Origin of the sequence: Glycomyces terrestris (genome assembly GCF_003933745.1) — a bacterium.
In the GTDB taxonomy this organism is placed as follows: Bacteria; Actinomycetota; Actinomycetes; order Mycobacteriales; family Micromonosporaceae; genus Glycomyces; species Glycomyces terrestris.
The window spans coordinates 468,251-482,957 of sequence record NZ_RSEB01000003.1; the positions used below are offsets into that span (position 1 = coordinate 468,251).

A 14,707-nucleotide genomic window follows, 5' to 3' on the forward strand; every position below is an offset into this window, starting at 1 on the left:
GCGCCGCCGTCTCAAGCAGCGGGCGGCGTCGGCCCGCGCGGCTAGACTTCGCTGCATGGCAGACCTGACCCACGTGGACTCCACCGGCGCGGCCCGGATGGTCGACGTGTCCGGCAAGGACGTGTCCCAGCGCTCGGCCCTGGCCACCGGCCGCCTCGTCACCACGCCCGAGGTGGTCGCGGCGCTGCGCGCGAACTCCCTCGCCAAGGGCGACGCCCTCGCCACCGCCCGCATCGCCGGGATCATGGCCGCGAAGCGCACCCCGGACCTGGTGCCGCTGTGCCACCCGATCGCGATCAGCGGCGTGCAGGTCGAGCTCACCGTGACCGACGACGGCGTCGACATCGCCGCCCGCGTCACGACCGCCGACCGCACCGGCGTCGAGATGGAGGCCCTCACGGCCGTGTCCGTCGCGGCCCTGACCCTGGTCGACATGGTCAAGGCCGTCGACCCCGCCGCCGTCATAGCCGACGTCAAGGTGGAGGAGAAGCTCGGAGGGAAGACCGGCACGTGGCACAGGTGAAGGTCACCGTCGTCGTCGCCTCGAACCGGGCCGCCGACGGGGTTTACGAGGACGAGTCGGGGCCGATCCTCGCCGAGGGCTTCCGCTCGCACGGCTTCGACGTGACCGGACCGGTCGTCGTCCACGACGGCGCCGAAGTGGGCCGGGCGCTCCGCGAGGCCATCGCCGCCGGCGCCGACCTCGTGGTCACCTCCGGCGGCACCGGCCTGACCACGCTCGACCTGACCCCGGAGCAGACCAGCCGGGTCGTCGACTTCGAGGTCCCCGGGATCGCCGAGGCGATCCGCGCGGCCGGCCTCGCGAAGACCCCGCACGCGGCCCTGTCGCGGGGCATCGCGGGGGTCGCGGCCCGGACCCTCATCGTGAACCTCGCCGGTTCGCGCGGCGCCGCGAAGGACGGCCTCGCCGTGCTGACGCCCGCGTTCGTCGAGCACGCGGTGTCGCAGCTCCACGACGGCGACCACGAGAGGAACGCATGAGCGACACGATCAGCTGGACCGAGGCCCGCGAGACCGCTTGGGCCGCAGGCTACGACGCGAAGCCGGCCCCCGCCGAGCTGCCGTTCGACGAGGCCGCCGGGTCGGCGCTGGCCGCGCCCCTGGTCGCCGTGTCGGACCTGCCGGCGTTCCCGACCTCCGCGGTCGACGGCTGGGCCGTGGCCGGGCCCGGCCCGTGGCGCACCGGCGGCGAGGTCCTCGCCGGGCACGTGCCCGGCCCCCTCGAACCGGGTGCGGCCGTGAAGATCGCGACCGGCGCGCAGGTGCCCGAGGGCGCCGACGGCGTCATCCGGCTCGAGCACGGCACCGTCGCGGACGGCTTCGTCACAGGCCCCCACGCGCGCGAATGGCGCGAGGCCGGCGAGGAGGCCCGCCGCGGCGAGGAGCTGCTGCCCGCCGGCACCCCCGTCACCCCGCCCGTGATCGGCCTCGCCGCCGCCGCGGGCCACCTGACGCTCCCGGCCCACGGCCGGCCGCGGGCCCGCGTCGTCGTCTTCGGCGACGAGCTCCTCACCAGCGGCGTCTCCGGACAGGGCCGCATCCGCGACGCGCTCGGCCCGATGGTCCCGCACCTGCTGGCGGCCGCCGGCGCCGACGCCGGGCCGAGCATCGGCCCCGTCGAGGACACCCTGGAGGCGCACGTCGCGGCCCTGCGCGAAGCGCTCGCCGGCGCCGACCTGGTGTGCACCACCGGCGGCACCATGGTCGGGCCCGTCGACCACCTGCACGCCGCGCTCGCCGAGATCGGCGCCGAGTACGTGCTCAACACCGTGGCCGTTCGGCCCGGGTTCCCGATGCTGCTGGCGCGCACGGCCGACGGCAGGTTCGTCGCCGGGCTCCCCGGGAACCCGCAGTCGGCCGTGATCGCGGTCGTCACCGTCGTCGCGCCGCTCCTGGCGGGCCTGCGCGGCCTGCCGCTGCCGCCGCTGCGCTCGGTCGAGCTCGCCGAGGACGTGCCGGGCCGCGGCTCGTTCACGCACCTCGCGCTGGTCGACCCGGCCGGGCGGCGGCTCGCCCACCACGGTTCGGCGATGCTCCGCGGCCTCGCGGGCGCCGCCGGGTTCGCCGTGATCCCGCCCGACGACGAGGCGCCGGCCGGGCGCGTCGTCGACCTCGCCACCGTCCCAGGAGTCCAGCCGTGATCCGCGCCCGCGTCCTCGACGCCCCGCTCGACGTCGCCGAGCACGAGCGGGCGGTCGCCGCCGCCGAAGCCGGCGCGGTCGTCTCCTTCGCGGGGGTGGTCCGCAACCACGACCACGGCCGCGGCGTCCTCTCGCTGTCCTACGAGGGGCACCCGTCCGCGGGCGAGGAGCTGCGGCGGATCGCCGAGGAGATCGCGGCCCGGCCCGGGGTGCGCGGCGTCGTCGTCTCGCACCGGGTCGGCGACCTCGCGATCGGCGACCCGGCGCTCGTGGCGGCCGTCGCCGCCGAGCACCGCAAGGAGGCGTTCGAGGCGTGCGCCGACCTGGTCGACGAGGTGAAGGCGCGCCTGCCGATCTGGAAGCACCAGCACTTCGACGACGGCACCGACGAGTGGGTCAACTGCCCCTGAGCGCCCCGGTCAGCGCTCGGCGGCGTCGCCCTTCTTGCGGCCCAGGGCCTTCACCAGGACCACGCCGCCGACGACGACGATGAGCAGGCCGAGCAGGATCGCCGCGAGGGCGGCGCCGGCGTTCGAGTCCTCCTCCGCCGCAGCGACTGTGGATTCCTCAGTGGACGGTGCGGGGGCCTCGCTGGTCGCGGCGCCGCCCGTCGCGCCCGTGGGCTCGGCGGCCGGCCCGGAGCCGGGGGCGTAGAGCCCCTCGGGGATCGACTCGACGGTGAACGACACGGCGTCGTCGACGCGGTGGCCGTCCTCGGAGATCACCCGGAACGCGACCGTGTAGGCGCCGGGCGCGGTGTACAGCATCGGCTGCGTGAACGTGTCGCCGTCGAACACCGGGTCGGCGACGTCGACGACCGCGCCGGTCGGGTCGGTCACGGCGATCTCGGTGGAGGGCCCGTCGAGGACCTCCGAGAACGTCGCCGACACCTCGGCGGGGGCCTCCGCGAGGATCGCGCCGTCCTCGGGGTCGGTCCCGGTGAGCGCGGCGTGCGCGGCGGCGGGGGCGGCGAGTCCGAGCGACAGGACCCCGCCGGCCGCTGCGGCCAGCGCGATCGCGATGCCGCCTTTGATTCGGGTCGTCTGCATTTCGCCATAGTGCCACGGCCCGGTCGGTTCCCCGGTGGGGGAATCGTCACACCCTCCACCGGTGCGCCGGGACGCGGTCACGGAGGGTCACCGACGGGCGGGAGAATGGCCCGGTTGACGCAGATAGTACCGCTCACCCTCGTGTTGACGATCGCCGGAAGTTGTGGTGTGCTTACGTCCATGGTTGAACCGATCCGATGGGGAATCCTGGCGACCGGCGGAATCGCATCGACCTTTGTGGAAGATCTTGCCCTCCTCGACGATTGCCGCGTCACCGCTGTGGCCTCTCGATCGGCGGAGCGCGCCGCCGCGTTCGCCAAGAAGTACGACATCCCTCACGCCCTGGACTCCGTCCAGGCGCTCGCGGCCAGCGACGAGGTGGACATCGTCTACGTCGCCACGCCGCACTCCCATCACTACCTGCCGACGCTCCAGCTGCTGGAGGCCGGCAAGCACGTGCTGTGCGAGAAGGCGTTCGCGTACAACGCCGCCCAGGCCCGGACCATGTTCGACGTCGCCCGCGAGCACCAGCGGTTCCTCATGGAGGCCATGTGGACCCGCTGCAACCCGGCGATCCGGGAGATGCGCCGGGCCATCAAGGAGGGCATGATCGGCGAGGTCGTGTCCGTGAACGGGAACTTCTCGTTCGCCGGCGACATCCCCCCGTCGCACCGGCTGCGGAACCCGGAGCTCGCCGGCGGGGCCCTCCTCGACCTCGGCGTGTACCCGGTGACGTTGGCGCACTTGGCGCTCGGGGTCCCCGAGTCGGTGTCGGCCGTGGCCGTCATGGACGAGGTGACCGGCGTCGACGCGCAGACCGCGATCACGCTGAAGTACCCGAAGGCGGTCGCGCAGCTGTCGTGCTCCTATCGCGGCGGTCCCGCGAACGAGGTCGTGATCGCCGGGACCGAGGGCCGGATCGAGCTGCGCGAGTACGCGTACCGGCCGAGCGGGTACACGCTGGTGCGGTACGACGAGGCGCCGCGGGAGTTCGAGGCGCCGTACGTGGGCCACGGCTACGTGCACGAGGCCCTCGAGGTGCACCGCGCGCTGCGGCAGGGCCGGCTGGAGTCGACGCTGGTGCCGCCGCAGAGCACGATCGAGGTCATGGAGATCCTCGACGAGGTGCGGTCCGCGATCGGGCTGCGCTACCCCGGCGAGACGCACCCGAAGCAGTCGTGAGCGGTGCGCGGGTCGCCCCGCGCACCGTCCCCTCCTAGTATTCGATCGCCTTCTGGGCCTCGGCGCGCCTGGCGGCGATCGCGGCGTGCTTCTCGCGCAGCCACGCCACGCGGGCCTCGGCGGTCTCGATCGCGGTGTCCTCGGCCTGCTCGACGACGATGCCGCGGCTGGCGGCCTCCTCGCGGAAGATCCGGTCGAGGTTCGGCAGGAGCGCCATGACGGGGCCGGTGAAGTACCCGGTCGCGGCCTCCTTGGTGAAGATCCAGCCCTTGTACTCGATCTCGCACACGACCTGGCGGCGGCCGGCCTCGGGGTCGCGGATGGCGAGGTCGGCGACCATGGCCCACAGGGTGAAGATCGCGGAGGTGGCCTTCTCGGAGACCCAGCCGCGGCCGGGGACGGGCGGCAGCAGGTTCTCGATCGTCTCGGTGAACGTGTCGGTCGAGAGCTTCTGGAGGATGCCGTCGAGGGAGCGGGTGCGGATCGCCTTCACCTTGTGCCACTTGGCGGTGCCGCCGTCGAAGCCGACCTCCTTGGGGCCGATGTCGATCGTCCCGAAGTTGTCGAGGAGCCCCAGGAGCATCCCGGTGCCGGTCGGGGGCTTGTTGCCGGCGGTGATGAGCTTCGCGAGGCTCCACTGCCATTCCTCCTGGACGGGCTGGGCGGGCAGCGGGAGGCGGGCGAGGAGCTCTTCGAAGTCGCCTTCCTTGAAGGCGGACTTGGTGTTGGCGGCCAGGTCGACGGCGGCGTCGCGCTTCTGGACGGCGAAGCCGGTGGCGGCGTCGACCTTGCCCTTGGCGAACCCGGTGGCGGCGTCGCGCTTCTCGCGGGCGCTCTCGACGCCGACGTCGACGACCATCTTCCCGGCGTCCTGGGCGCGCTGCTTCATCTGCTCGAGGCGGTCTTTCATTCCCATGCGAGCAACATACCGGTTTCCGGCAACCGGGCGGTGACCCTGCGGCGCCGGACCGCCGCAGGGCGCCGTCCTAGCGGTCGAGGTTGTCGCGGGCCCTGTCGCGCATGCCGTCGGGCATGTCGCGGGCGGCCAGGCCCATGACGTCGATCTTGTCGCCGACGAGGGACTGGGCCATCTGCGCCATCTTCAGGGCGTGGGTGGCGGTGGCCTCCTGGACCAGCGCCATGATGGTGGGGGCGAGGGACTGGCGCATGCGCATCGCCTGCTCGTCGATCCCGATCTCGGCGACCTTGCCTTCGGCGTCGAGCTTGACGCGGATGCGGCCGTCCTCGGAGCGGACCTCGACGGCGTCGGCGCCGAGCTGCTCGCTGAGCTCGTTGAACTTGGCGAGCATCGACTCGGCCTCGGCCTGCATCCGCTCGAGGCGGCGCATCATCGCCTCGGGGTCCCTGGGGCGGTCGGTCATCGGGGCTCCTCGGCGTCGACGGGGGCGAGGCCCGGATCGAGGTCCTCGGGGGACAGGGGGGTGCCCATGATCGCGCCGACGCGCTGCGCGAGCTCGGCCTGCGTGCGGCGGTCGGCGGCGCGGATGGTCTGGACGATGAGCTCGCCGAGCTCGACGCCGGACATCTGGTACGCGCTCATGCGCAGGTCCAGCTCCCTGATGTTGCCGGCCGCGCCGGTCACCACGCGGACCGCGCCGTCCTCGCTGACGGCCTCGCCTGCGAGCTCCACGGCGAGGCGCTCGATCTCCTTCGCCTTGCGCCGCATGTCCTCGGCCGGATCTTCCGGCATAGCGCTCTCCTCCCGGGCGTGCGCGCCCGGTGGTTCCGGGCGGCGTCCCACGATGCTAGCGAGGGGCCGCTACCGGCGGTGACGGGCACGCCTCGGGTTCGACCGCGGCCGGCTCACTGGTGGCGGCGCCGGAAGTCGATCCCGGAGCCGTCGGCGAACCGCACCCGCTTGTACAGTCCGGCGGGCTTGCGCCGCCGCAGGATCCTGGTGTGCCGCACCCGGTCCACGTCGCCTTCGTACGTGTAGGCGGTGTCGCCGACCTCGACCACGGTCGCCACGGGCACCGGCCCGTCGAGTTCGGTCTCCGGCCCCGAGCCGCTCCAGAACTTCGCGTGGCTCGGCCCGGTCGGGGCCACGAACGCGACCCGCCGGTTGGTGAACACCCACCAGCCGCGCCGCCGCAGCGCCGGCGTGACGAGCCGCCCCGCGACCGACCCGGACCCCTTGCCGTGCAGGACGACCGCGGGCCCCTTGGTGCGGGTGCCCCCGCTCTCGCCTCCGCCGCCGCCGAGGCCGTCGGCGAGGAGCACCAGCACGATGAGCACGACCACGGAGCCGACGATCCACAGCAGCGTCAGCCCCACGACCTTGAGCGTCCGCCTCCCGAGCTGGTCGCCCGTCAAGGGCGGCTTCGGGATGCCGTCCAGCGCGGGCAGGCCCCACACGGGGGCGGCCTCGATGAGCCGCTCGTCGGGGCGCAGCCAGTGCTGGAGGACGCGCGGGGCGTCGCGCGTGAGGTCGAGTCGCGGCCGGTTCGCCATGGGTCAGCGCTCGAGTCCCTGGAGGATCCGGTTGAGCTCGGCCGCGGCCTCGTCGTCGGACGCCTGGTAGTCGGCGGCGGTGCCGCGCAGCTGGATCGCCGAGCCGCCGAGCGCGCTCTCGACCGCGGTGATCGCCTCGGCGAGGCCCTCGGTGTTGTCGCGGTAGGCCTCCTCGAACCCGAACGCGCCGGTCAGGCCCCAGGTCATCTGGGCGACCGAGGCCTCCTGGGCGACGTTCTGGATGGCCCCGGCGTTCGTCGCGAGGCCGTCGAAGCTGCCCGCGGTCGTCTCCAGTTCGGCGAGGTCGACGGTGACGGGCGCGCCGGTGGTGCCGCCGGAGCCGTACATGGCGCTGGACAGCGCGTTCGACGCCGCGCCCTTCGCGGTGGCCTGGGCGGTGCCGCGGCCCTGGAGCAGGCCGGTGCCGGCCTTGACGCCGACGTTCTTGAGCACGCCGAGCCACAGGCCCTTGCCGGCGAGCTCGAACCCGTTCGTGGGGTTGATGCCGCGGAAGGGGTTCTTGCCGAGGAACTTGAGCATGACCGTGGCGAGCCGGGAGAACACCTTGACGCTCTTCTGCACCCACTGCATGGCGCGCATGAACATCGAGAAGCCCTTGGCGGCGGCGCCGAGGATGAACGTCGCCACGGACGCGCCGAACGTCCAGGCGCTGTTCGCCAGCGCGATGAGGCCGCGGGTGACGAGCCACGACAGGAGCTCGGCGACGATCGAGCGGATGCAGCCCTCGATCGCCTCGGAGAGGGCCTGCGCCCAGCCGAGGAGCGTCTTGACGCTCAGGGCCTCCTGCGACGCGGCCATGATCGCGGCCTCGATGGCGGTGAGCTGGTTGTACGCGGCGTCGGCGGCCTGGCCGGACCAGCCGGTGAGGTTGGCGCGGACGGCGTCGCCGGTCTCGCCGCTGAGGGCGCCGAGCGCGTCGCCGACCTGGCCCCAGACCTCGCCTTGGCGGGCCATCTCGTCCTTGTCGCCCGCGACGGCGTCCATGAGCTCCTGGAGCGGGTCGATGAGCTCGATGAGGAAGCCGAGGCCGGCGTTGACGAGCGCGTAGATGGGGTCGCGGACGGCGAGCAGGCCCTGCATGGCGATGCCGGCGATGTCCGCGGGGATGCCGGCGGCGGAGGAGAGGCGGTCGTCGCCGGCGATGGTGCCGTAGATGTTCTCGGCGAGGCTAGTGGCGGAGCCGACGACCGGGGTCGAGTTGACGGCGCGCCGGAAGTCGCCGGGCGCTTCGGGGGTCCCGTACTGGGTGATGTCAGAGCCGTGCTGATCCGACATTCGCGCTCCTCTGGGCGTGTAGGGCGGGCGGCGCGGGGTGGGCGCCGTCGTTCCACGCTATCGCATCGCGGCCAGGGCGTCCCGGACGCGGCGCGGCCCGCGCACGCGGCGGGGCCGAGGGGTGGCGGGCTGTCACTATGCTGTGGATTCGGACGGTTCGGCCCCCGCCCGAGGCGCCGTCCCGCGAAGACCGACCGGCACTGGTACCCCCCGGAGTGATGCCCCATGCCATGGATCGACGTCGACCCCCAGCGGCTGCGCGACGCGGCCGCCCAGCTCAAGCCGACCGCGGACGAGGTGCAGGCGGTCGCCGACTACGCCCGCGAGTCCGACCCCGACTGGTGGACGTGGGGCCTGGGCGGCCTCCCGTTCGCCGGGCTCTACTTCGGCGTGTCGGAGCTGGTGTTCCACCCGTGCCTGGAGGACGCGAAGGCCGGGATCGAGGGCCTGTGCGCGCGACTCGAGGAGTGCGCCGACGCCCACCAGGACGCCGACGACGGCATCGCCGCCGACCTCGCGCGGATCGCCGCGGAGCTCGGCCGATGAGCGACGTGCGGGAGCCGACCTGGAACGACGGGCCGCTGCCGGAGCAGGCGGCGGTGAACGACTGGACGCCCGGCGTCACGGACGCGTACGACGCCTTGGCGGGCAAGGGGTCCCGCGGCGCGGGCGCCGACGAGGCGCACACCGGCCTGCACCAGTGGGCGAACGCGTTCCTGTCCGGCAGCGGCAACGACGTCCGCCGCAACCGGGCCGGCGACGCCGTCGGAGCCGACACGCGCGTGAGCGGCCGCGACTCGGACGGGAACCTGCTGTACAACGCCCGTGCGCAGCACTCGAACTCGGGCATGAACATGCTCCAGAGCGCGACCGCGCCGATCACGGCGGGCCTGAACACGGTCGGCAACGTGTTGAAGATCGAGGGCTGGAACGACTGGGACGGGATCGCGAATGCGGTCACCGGCCTCGCGGGCGACATCGGCGCGGTCATGGACATGGCGAAGCAGTACGAGGCGTTCGTGGAGTGCGTGACCGATCCGAAGTTCGATCCCGTCCAGTGGCTCGCGGGGACCCTCATCGACTTCCTCATCCAGCTGTTCCAGCCGCTGGAGGACCTGGTGGGCCTCGTGTCCGGCAACGAGTCGCGGATGCGGAAGTCGGCCGAGATGTGGGTGCGGGTCGCCGACGGCTGCCGGCAGGCCGGCGACTACATCACCGAGACCGGGGAGGCGGCGCTCGCCGACTGGGTCGGCGCCGACGGCGACGCGGCCCGCATGAGCGTCGGGGAGATGGGGCAGACCGTCTCGGTCATGGGCTTCGCCGCGGTCGGCATGAACGCGCTGCTCACGGAGATGGCCGAGCTCGCGAAGATGCTGCGGCAGGACATCGTGGACCTCATCGCCAAGGGCGTCTCGTGGATGCTCTCGACGCTCCTCCCGCAGGTGGCCGCGAGCGTCGCGACGTTCGGGGCCACGATCGCCACGGCCGTCGCCACCGGGGTCGCACGGATCGCGTCGATGGTCATGAGCGCGTTGCGGTCCATCGCGCAGGTCCTGCGGATCTCGGCCGCCGCCGGGAAGGTCGTCTCGACCGTCGCCGCGATCCTCCAGCGGATCCGGCCCTTCCTCGACTTCATCAAGGACCACCGCACGGAGATCGTCAACGGCACCCGCCTCGCCCAGCAGGCGCTCCAGTGAATTGGGCGTGGCTGCGCGCCCTCGGCCCGGCCTACGCGGCCCCGTACGAGATCGCCCGCCACCCGCTCGCCGAGCACGCCCTCCACCCGCACGAGTACTACGCCGCGGGCCGCAGCCTCCGCCGCGGCCGGCTCCGCCTCCGCGACGTGCCCTCGCTGTTCGCCTCCCCGCGACGGGGATCGGGCAGCGGCTTCCTCGTCTTCGAGTCGGACCTCTTGGGCCACATCGAGGACGTCCCCGGCACGCGGCCGTTCACGCCGGTCCTCCTCATCGACGGCGCGCCCGCGGCCACCGGCTTCGGGACCGCCGACATCATGCTCGACCCCGGTCCTCACCTGGTCGAATACCAGTCCGGCGCCTCCGCGGGGTATTGGCCCGTCGACCTCGCGCCGGGCGGCACGGTCCGCCTCACCGCCTTCACGCGCCAGCGCCTCGGCCCCGCCGGTGTGCTCCGCGACCTGCACCTCATCCCCACGGGCGCCGCCCCGCTCCGGCTCGGCCGCCGCTTCACCATGTACGCCACCATGATCGGCGCGGTCGCCGGGTTCGGGGCCCTCGTGCTGCCCCTGGCCGACGCCCCGGTCGCCCGGACCCCCGGGCTCCTCCTCGCGGCCGCCGCGGCCGCCGTCGGCGCCGCCGCCGGGCACTGGCTCGCCCGCGGCGCCGAACGCCTCGTCCTCGACCACGCCGAGCGCCGCCTCGCCGGCCGCACCCGCTTCGCCGTCCACCGCCCCACGGCGTTCCCGAACGGCTCCTGGCGCCCGATCGACCCGCGCGACCCCTCGCCCCCGCAGGCCGACGCCGACATGGCCGCGCTCCGCCTCATCCTCACGTACGTGCAGGTCCCGCACGCCGTCGACTTCGGCCGCGGTTCCCGCGCTCCGCTCCGCCGCCGCTGGCGACTCGGCGAACCCGTCCCGACCCGCCTCGTCGGCCCGCACCAGTACGACCCGAGGCGCCCGGTCGACGAGGCCGCGGAGACCGAGGCGGCGGCCAAGCGCCGCAATCGGTTCGGCGAGTCCTATCCCCCGGAGTCGCGGCCCTGGGTCCCGGCTCCGGTCGTCCGCATCGACGGCGAACCCGTCCCGGCGCTCTGGGGCGTGAACGAATACCGTCTCCAGCCCGGGGAGCACGAGATCCACCTGGCGATCCCGGGGCCGCCGGAGGTCCTGACCGGCGAGCACACCGAGATCGACCTGGCCGAGACGAACCGCACCGTCCGACTCGCCGAGAACGCTACGGCCGCAATCGAAGCGGCGGCCGAGATCGAGATGACCCCGGACCCCGAAGGCTGGGAACTCGCCCACTACGCGGGCTCCTTCACCACGGATTGAGGACCGGGCCGACTCGGCGCAATGAACCGGGCTGACTCGGCAGTGGACAACGGGTCAGACTCCGCGCGATGAAGAGCCGGGCCAACTCCGCGCAATCTAGAACCGGGCCGACTCCGCGCATGGAAAAACCGGGCCGGCGGCTCTCGCCGCCGGCCCGGTTCAGCGTCCGCTACGCGTACGGGTCGTCGTTCTCGTTCCCGATGCCCCACACGTCGTCGTCCTCGGTGAGCCAGGTGCCGGTCTCCTGACCGTCCTCACCCATGGCCCCGCCGGGACGACCGCCGCCGGCACCCATCATGCCGCCGGCCATGCCACCACCGCGGCCCATGCCGCCCGGCCCGCGCCCACCGGCACCGCGACCACCCGCGCCGGCACCGGCGCCACCGCGCCCCATGCCGCCACCACCGGCCATCATGCCGCCGACACCGCCGGCTCCGAGGCCTCCGGGAACGCCGCCGCCGGCCCCCAGGCCGCCAGCACCGCCACCCATGCCACCACCGGGCCCGCCGCCGATACCGCCGCCTCCGAGGCCGCCTCCTCCGAGGCCACCGCCGCCACCGCCGGCCAGACCACCCGAAGGCATGTCGTCCGGGTCAGGCGTGGTGGGAGACCACGGGTTGTCGTCCAACCCACCGGGGTCGTTCCCGCCGGGGAGGTTCGGGTCGCTCGGGTTCGGCGGGGGGTCGAACGAGGGCGTCGGGGGCTTGTCGGTGCCGGGCATCTCCGGCGGGTTCATGGAGTCCATGCCGCCGGGCGCCTTCGGCATGCTGCCGCCGCCACCGCCGCCGGGCGGGTCGTACCCGACCGGGGGCTGACCGCCGTCGCCGAGGTTCGTCTGCTGCGTGGCGGGCTTCTCCGGGTTGAAGCTCGCGACCTCGCCGTTGGCGTAGTCGCGGCGGCCGACAATGTCGTCGTTGACGTTGTTCAGGCGCTGCTGGTAGTTCTCGTTGATGTCGCCGACGTCTTGGTTGATCTGGCCCTCGGCGTCCGCCTGGGCCATCTGGCGGGCCTGCTCCTGGGAGAAGCTGCCAGGTTGGTAGCCGTTCGCTTCGCTGTTGTAGTACTGGTAGTAGTAGTTCGTGCGGTCTTCGACGAACGACTGGACCTCGTCCTGGTAGCCGGTTTCGAGGCCGGCCATCTCCATGATCTTGTTGCCGCTCTCGTTCGCGCAGACGTCGCCGACCTTCTCGCAGTCCCCGTCCCAGAACGCGGGCCGGATGTGGAACTCGGCGGAGTCGAACCAGCCGCCGTCGTCGACCCAGATCAGGGGGGCGGGATAGGGGACCTCGCCCGAGTCGCCACCCTGGAGTTCGTAGATCGAGGACTGCGTGTTGCCGAGCAGCGGCAGGATCCCGTTCTCGCCGGTGATCTTCTCGGTGACTTCAGCGATGTTCCGCTTGACGATGTCGATCTGCTCGGAGAACGCGTCGAAGTCGTCGCCGGTCCACTCCATGCTGAGTGCCTCGACTGCTTCTTGCAGGCGTGCCTCAAAGTTGGAGAACTCGTTGTTGAAGGTCTGCCAACCGTCCTTCACCGCTCCGATGGCGTAGTTGTCGCCGTCCGCTCCACGAAGCTGTTGAACAATCGCGCTCACCTGCTGTCCACCTGGAGTGGACATTCCGGAAGGCTTTGGCTTGATGTTGGCGGTCTGCCCGGCTTGAGGGATCGCCGACATGAGTTCGATCCAGGGCTGCTCGCCCGGATTCTCCTTGTTCTGGCAGTCGCCGTTACCACAACCGCGGTTCCCGGTGAAGTTCTGCTGGAACCGGGTCGTGTCCATGGCATCGCCGGTGTCCATGTTGGTGTACGTATCGGCTTCGTACTCGCCGTAGTCGACGTTGTCGCCCATCTCGCTACTCCTGACCGATCCGGTCATTAATCATTTGGTTGACCGACGGGGCATATTCCTCGACCAACCATTGTTGAAGCGCCGCATCATCAAACGGATACGCATAGTCTTCTTCCGAACCGGGCAGGATGTCCGAGTTCTCGTTGTAGAGCTCTTCGCCGGTGTCGTGGTTGTAGTTCACCTCGGCGTAAAACAGCCACTGACCTTGACGACCGATGAGGGTCAGGGCCCACTCGAACTCTCGGTCCATGACGATGAGCTTGCCTTCATCCCACTCGTCTCCCAGTGGAATCTCCTCGATGACCTGGAGAGTGGAGTCCTGCTCCTTCAAACCCTCGATGTCATCGACGGTGCGCTGTGTATAGCTGGCCTTGGCTTGATCCTCGTTCTCCCAGGGCACGATCCCGCCCCAGAGCTCGCCGTCATTCTCGCTGATGGTCCCGTCTGCGAGCTCGAAGCTCTTCACGGTGACGAGTCCGTTGCAGGTCAGCGCTTCGCCGTCCATGCCTTCGCCCCAGGCATTGTTATTGAGCGCGCCGCCGTCGATCTCCTGGATCTGCATGTAGTCGACGATCGGCTGAAGGTTGTCGAGAACGTCGCAGCCGCCGGGCCAGGATCGCATCTCCTCGGCGAGCGGATCGGTCGTTCCGCCGTCGGTGCCGTCGCCGCTGCTGTCGCCGCCGGAAAGGGCGTTGCAGCCGGATGCGAGGAGGAGCACCGCGCCGCCGAGGGCGACCAGGCGTCCGTTTGCAAACTTCATGCGATTCAAACTTCCTTCTGCTGTTCAGCTCGGCCTGGAGGGGCAGGCGCTAGAGCTCACCCTCGTAGGACCGCATCTCGGAGACGTTCGCGTCTTCCGAGGCGTCGTTCGCCTCGATCGACTCGTCGAGCTTCTGGAGCATGCCGTAGGAGTTGCTGCGCAGCTGCTCGAGGGCCTGCCAGGTGGCGGAGTGGTATTCCGCGTACTTGGTCTTGGCCTGCTGAGCGGACTGCAGCTGGCCGAACCGGGGCTCGCGGTTGAGGATTTTCTCGTCCTTGAACATGGGCATGAGGGTGTCTTCGAGGGGGTCAAGGATCTGCTCGCGCACAGCCCTCTGGAATTCCCGTGCGGCTTCGGGATCGAACTTCCGTTGCTCGGCCATCAGGGTTTCCTCCGGGAGACGGTAGATGTCTGGCTGGGTGGGTTATGGCTCGATTTCAGGTTAGCAGGAGCTCGCAACACGTACAGGTCCCGAGTTCAGGGCCCCGGTGCAGCTGAAATCGGCAGCACGACAAGCACTTTCTGATGGCTGGGAAAGACGTCGGCAAACCGCTCCGGTTCGATCAGGTGTAGAGGTCGTCTCCGTCGGTGAGGCGGAGGATTTCCGTGGCGGTGTCGGGGTCGATGGTGCCGTCGTTGTCGATGGCGGACTGGAGGCGGGCGCGGAGGCCGTGGAGGGTGGCGCGGAGGTATTGGAGGTTGCGCCAGGTGGTGGCGTGGAAGTCGGCGTACTCAGCGGTGGCACCGGGAGCGGTGCCGAAAGCGGGGGCTTTCCTCAAGGCGCCGTCGCGGAGGGACGGGAGGATGTCGTTCTCGAGCTCGTCGATGAGGTCGCCGAGGAACTGGCGGTGGCGCTCGAGCGCGGCGGGGTCGAAGGCGCGGGCGGGCATGCGGGACTCCTTATCT

General features: G+C 71.7%; 18 protein-coding genes. 8 read left to right on the forward strand and 10 right to left on the reverse strand.

Annotated elements, in window-relative coordinates; all coding sequences use genetic code 11:
• Window positions 1-55 precede the first annotated feature (55 nt).
• Genes moaC through EIW28_RS12115 form a run of 4 tightly spaced genes read left to right on the forward strand, consistent with a single transcriptional unit; the run spans window position 56 to window position 2,572 of the window.
• The gene (moaC, locus tag EIW28_RS12100) at window positions 56-523 is read left to right on the forward strand and encodes a cyclic pyranopterin monophosphate synthase MoaC (protein ID WP_125247958.1); all 468 of its coding nucleotides are present in this window, start codon (window positions 56-58) and stop codon (window positions 521-523) included.
• Complete coding sequence (locus EIW28_RS12105) at window positions 511-1,002, forward strand: MogA/MoaB family molybdenum cofactor biosynthesis protein (protein ID WP_232013945.1); 492 nt, start codon at window positions 511-513, stop codon at window positions 1,000-1,002. The genes moaC and EIW28_RS12105 overlap by 13 nt, the downstream gene beginning before the upstream one ends.
• Entirely contained in the window at window positions 999-2,162 is a 1,164-nt protein-coding gene (locus EIW28_RS12110) for a molybdopterin molybdotransferase MoeA (protein ID WP_125247959.1), read from the forward strand. Before EIW28_RS12105 ends, EIW28_RS12110 begins: the two co-directional genes overlap by 4 nt.
• Window positions 2,159-2,572, forward strand: coding sequence for a molybdenum cofactor biosynthesis protein MoaE (locus EIW28_RS12115; RefSeq protein WP_125247960.1), 414 nt, complete (start codon window positions 2,159-2,161; stop codon window positions 2,570-2,572). Before EIW28_RS12110 ends, EIW28_RS12115 begins: the two co-directional genes overlap by 4 nt.
• A gap of 9 nt (window positions 2,573-2,581) precedes the next feature.
• Here EIW28_RS12115 and EIW28_RS12120 read toward each other — a convergent pair whose 3' ends face one another.
• Window positions 2,582-3,211 carry a copper resistance CopC family protein gene (locus EIW28_RS12120; RefSeq protein ID WP_125247961.1) on the reverse strand — a complete coding sequence of 210 codons (630 nt, stop codon included), beginning with the start codon at window positions 3,209-3,211 and terminating at the stop codon, window positions 2,582-2,584.
• Window positions 3,212-3,391: 180 nt separating this feature from the next.
• On the opposite strand from EIW28_RS12120, the gene EIW28_RS12125 reads away from it, so the two are divergent.
• Entirely contained in the window at window positions 3,392-4,393 is a 1,002-nt protein-coding gene (locus EIW28_RS12125) for a Gfo/Idh/MocA family protein (protein ID WP_125247962.1), read from the forward strand.
• A 34-nt stretch (window positions 4,394-4,427) separates the two neighbouring features.
• Here the strand turns inward: EIW28_RS12125 and EIW28_RS12130 are convergent, their stop codons facing one another.
• The 5 genes from EIW28_RS12130 to EIW28_RS12150 form a co-directional block, all read right to left on the reverse strand.
• Window positions 4,428-5,309: a hypothetical protein gene (locus EIW28_RS12130; RefSeq protein WP_125247963.1), complete on the reverse strand. Its 882-nt coding sequence runs from the start codon at window positions 5,307-5,309 to the stop codon at window positions 4,428-4,430.
• Between the two features lie 70 nt (window positions 5,310-5,379).
• A complete protein-coding gene (locus EIW28_RS12135) occupies window positions 5,380-5,775 on the reverse strand; it encodes a YbaB/EbfC family nucleoid-associated protein (protein ID WP_125247964.1) in 396 nt (131 codons plus the stop codon).
• Window positions 5,772-6,104 carry a YbaB/EbfC family nucleoid-associated protein gene (locus EIW28_RS12140; protein WP_125247965.1) on the reverse strand — a complete coding sequence of 111 codons (333 nt, stop codon included), beginning with the start codon at window positions 6,102-6,104 and terminating at the stop codon, window positions 5,772-5,774. Before EIW28_RS12140 ends, EIW28_RS12135 begins: the two co-directional genes overlap by 4 nt.
• A gap of 113 nt (window positions 6,105-6,217) precedes the next feature.
• Window positions 6,218-6,865, reverse strand: a complete 648-nt coding sequence (locus EIW28_RS12145) for a hypothetical protein (protein WP_125247966.1) — start codon at window positions 6,863-6,865, stop codon at window positions 6,218-6,220.
• A 3-nt stretch (window positions 6,866-6,868) separates the two neighbouring features.
• On the reverse strand, window positions 6,869-8,161 hold the full coding sequence (locus EIW28_RS12150; protein WP_125247967.1) for a WXG100 family type VII secretion target: 1,293 nt from the start codon (window positions 8,159-8,161) through the stop codon (window positions 6,869-6,871).
• A gap of 225 nt (window positions 8,162-8,386) precedes the next feature.
• Between EIW28_RS12150 and EIW28_RS12155 the strand changes: the two genes are divergently transcribed.
• From EIW28_RS12155 to EIW28_RS12165, 3 genes are read left to right on the forward strand one after another with little or no spacing between them, the layout of a single operon-like run.
• Entirely contained in the window at window positions 8,387-8,707 is a 321-nt protein-coding gene (locus tag EIW28_RS12155) for a type VII secretion target (protein ID WP_125247968.1), read from the forward strand.
• Complete coding sequence (locus tag EIW28_RS12160; protein WP_125247969.1) at window positions 8,704-9,858, forward strand: WXG100-like domain-containing protein; 1,155 nt, start codon at window positions 8,704-8,706, stop codon at window positions 9,856-9,858. Before EIW28_RS12155 ends, EIW28_RS12160 begins: the two co-directional genes overlap by 4 nt.
• Complete coding sequence (locus tag EIW28_RS12165; protein WP_125247970.1) at window positions 9,855-11,192, forward strand: hypothetical protein; 1,338 nt, start codon at window positions 9,855-9,857, stop codon at window positions 11,190-11,192. The genes EIW28_RS12160 and EIW28_RS12165 overlap by 4 nt, the downstream gene beginning before the upstream one ends.
• Window positions 11,193-11,361: 169 nt before the next feature.
• Here the strand turns inward: EIW28_RS12165 and EIW28_RS25385 are convergent, their stop codons facing one another.
• The 4 genes from EIW28_RS25385 to EIW28_RS12185 form a co-directional block, all read right to left on the reverse strand.
• Window positions 11,362-13,041: a hypothetical protein gene (locus EIW28_RS25385; RefSeq protein ID WP_187350600.1), complete on the reverse strand. Its 1,680-nt coding sequence runs from the start codon at window positions 13,039-13,041 to the stop codon at window positions 11,362-11,364.
• Window positions 13,042-13,045: 4 nt separating this feature from the next.
• A complete protein-coding gene (locus EIW28_RS12175; protein WP_125247971.1) occupies window positions 13,046-13,801 on the reverse strand; it encodes a hypothetical protein in 756 nt (251 codons plus the stop codon).
• Window positions 13,802-13,850: 49 nt separating this feature from the next.
• Window positions 13,851-14,084, reverse strand: a complete 234-nt coding sequence (locus EIW28_RS12180; RefSeq protein WP_125247972.1) for a hypothetical protein — start codon at window positions 14,082-14,084, stop codon at window positions 13,851-13,853.
• A gap of 280 nt (window positions 14,085-14,364) precedes the next feature.
• Complete coding sequence (locus EIW28_RS12185; protein WP_125247973.1) at window positions 14,365-14,691, reverse strand: hypothetical protein; 327 nt, start codon at window positions 14,689-14,691, stop codon at window positions 14,365-14,367.
• Window positions 14,692-14,707 lie beyond the last annotated feature (16 nt).

Excerpts from the sequence above, each read along its gene's own strand:
- moaC (WP_125247958.1), top strand. The coding sequence starts at position 56 with ATGGCAGACCTGACCCACGTGGACTCCACCGGCGCGGCCCGGATGGTC.
- EIW28_RS12110 (WP_125247959.1), top strand. The coding sequence starts at position 999 with ATGAGCGACACGATCAGCTGGACCGAGGCCCGCGAGACCGCTTGGGCC.
- EIW28_RS12120 (WP_125247961.1), bottom strand. The coding sequence starts at position 3,211 with ATGCAGACGACCCGAATCAAAGGCGGCATCGCGATCGCGCTGGCCGCA.
- EIW28_RS12125 (WP_125247962.1), top strand. The coding sequence starts at position 3,392 with ATGGTTGAACCGATCCGATGGGGAATCCTGGCGACCGGCGGAATCGCA.
- EIW28_RS12130 (WP_125247963.1), bottom strand. The coding sequence starts at position 5,309 with ATGGGAATGAAAGACCGCCTCGAGCAGATGAAGCAGCGCGCCCAGGAC.
- EIW28_RS12135 (WP_125247964.1), bottom strand. The coding sequence starts at position 5,775 with ATGACCGACCGCCCCAGGGACCCCGAGGCGATGATGCGCCGCCTCGAG.
- EIW28_RS12140 (WP_125247965.1), bottom strand. The coding sequence starts at position 6,104 with ATGCCGGAAGATCCGGCCGAGGACATGCGGCGCAAGGCGAAGGAGATC.
- EIW28_RS12145 (WP_125247966.1), bottom strand. The coding sequence starts at position 6,865 with ATGGCGAACCGGCCGCGACTCGACCTCACGCGCGACGCCCCGCGCGTC.
- EIW28_RS12150 (WP_125247967.1), bottom strand. The coding sequence starts at position 8,161 with ATGTCGGATCAGCACGGCTCTGACATCACCCAGTACGGGACCCCCGAA.
- EIW28_RS12155 (WP_125247968.1), top strand. The coding sequence starts at position 8,387 with ATGCCATGGATCGACGTCGACCCCCAGCGGCTGCGCGACGCGGCCGCC.
- EIW28_RS12160 (WP_125247969.1), top strand. The coding sequence starts at position 8,704 with ATGAGCGACGTGCGGGAGCCGACCTGGAACGACGGGCCGCTGCCGGAG.
- EIW28_RS25385 (WP_187350600.1), bottom strand. The coding sequence starts at position 13,041 with ATGGGCGACAACGTCGACTACGGCGAGTACGAAGCCGATACGTACACC.
- EIW28_RS12175 (WP_125247971.1), bottom strand. The coding sequence starts at position 13,801 with ATGAAGTTTGCAAACGGACGCCTGGTCGCCCTCGGCGGCGCGGTGCTC.
- EIW28_RS12180 (WP_125247972.1), bottom strand. The coding sequence starts at position 14,084 with ATGTTCAAGGACGAGAAAATCCTCAACCGCGAGCCCCGGTTCGGCCAG.
- EIW28_RS12185 (WP_125247973.1), bottom strand. The coding sequence starts at position 14,691 with ATGCCCGCCCGCGCCTTCGACCCCGCCGCGCTCGAGCGCCACCGCCAG.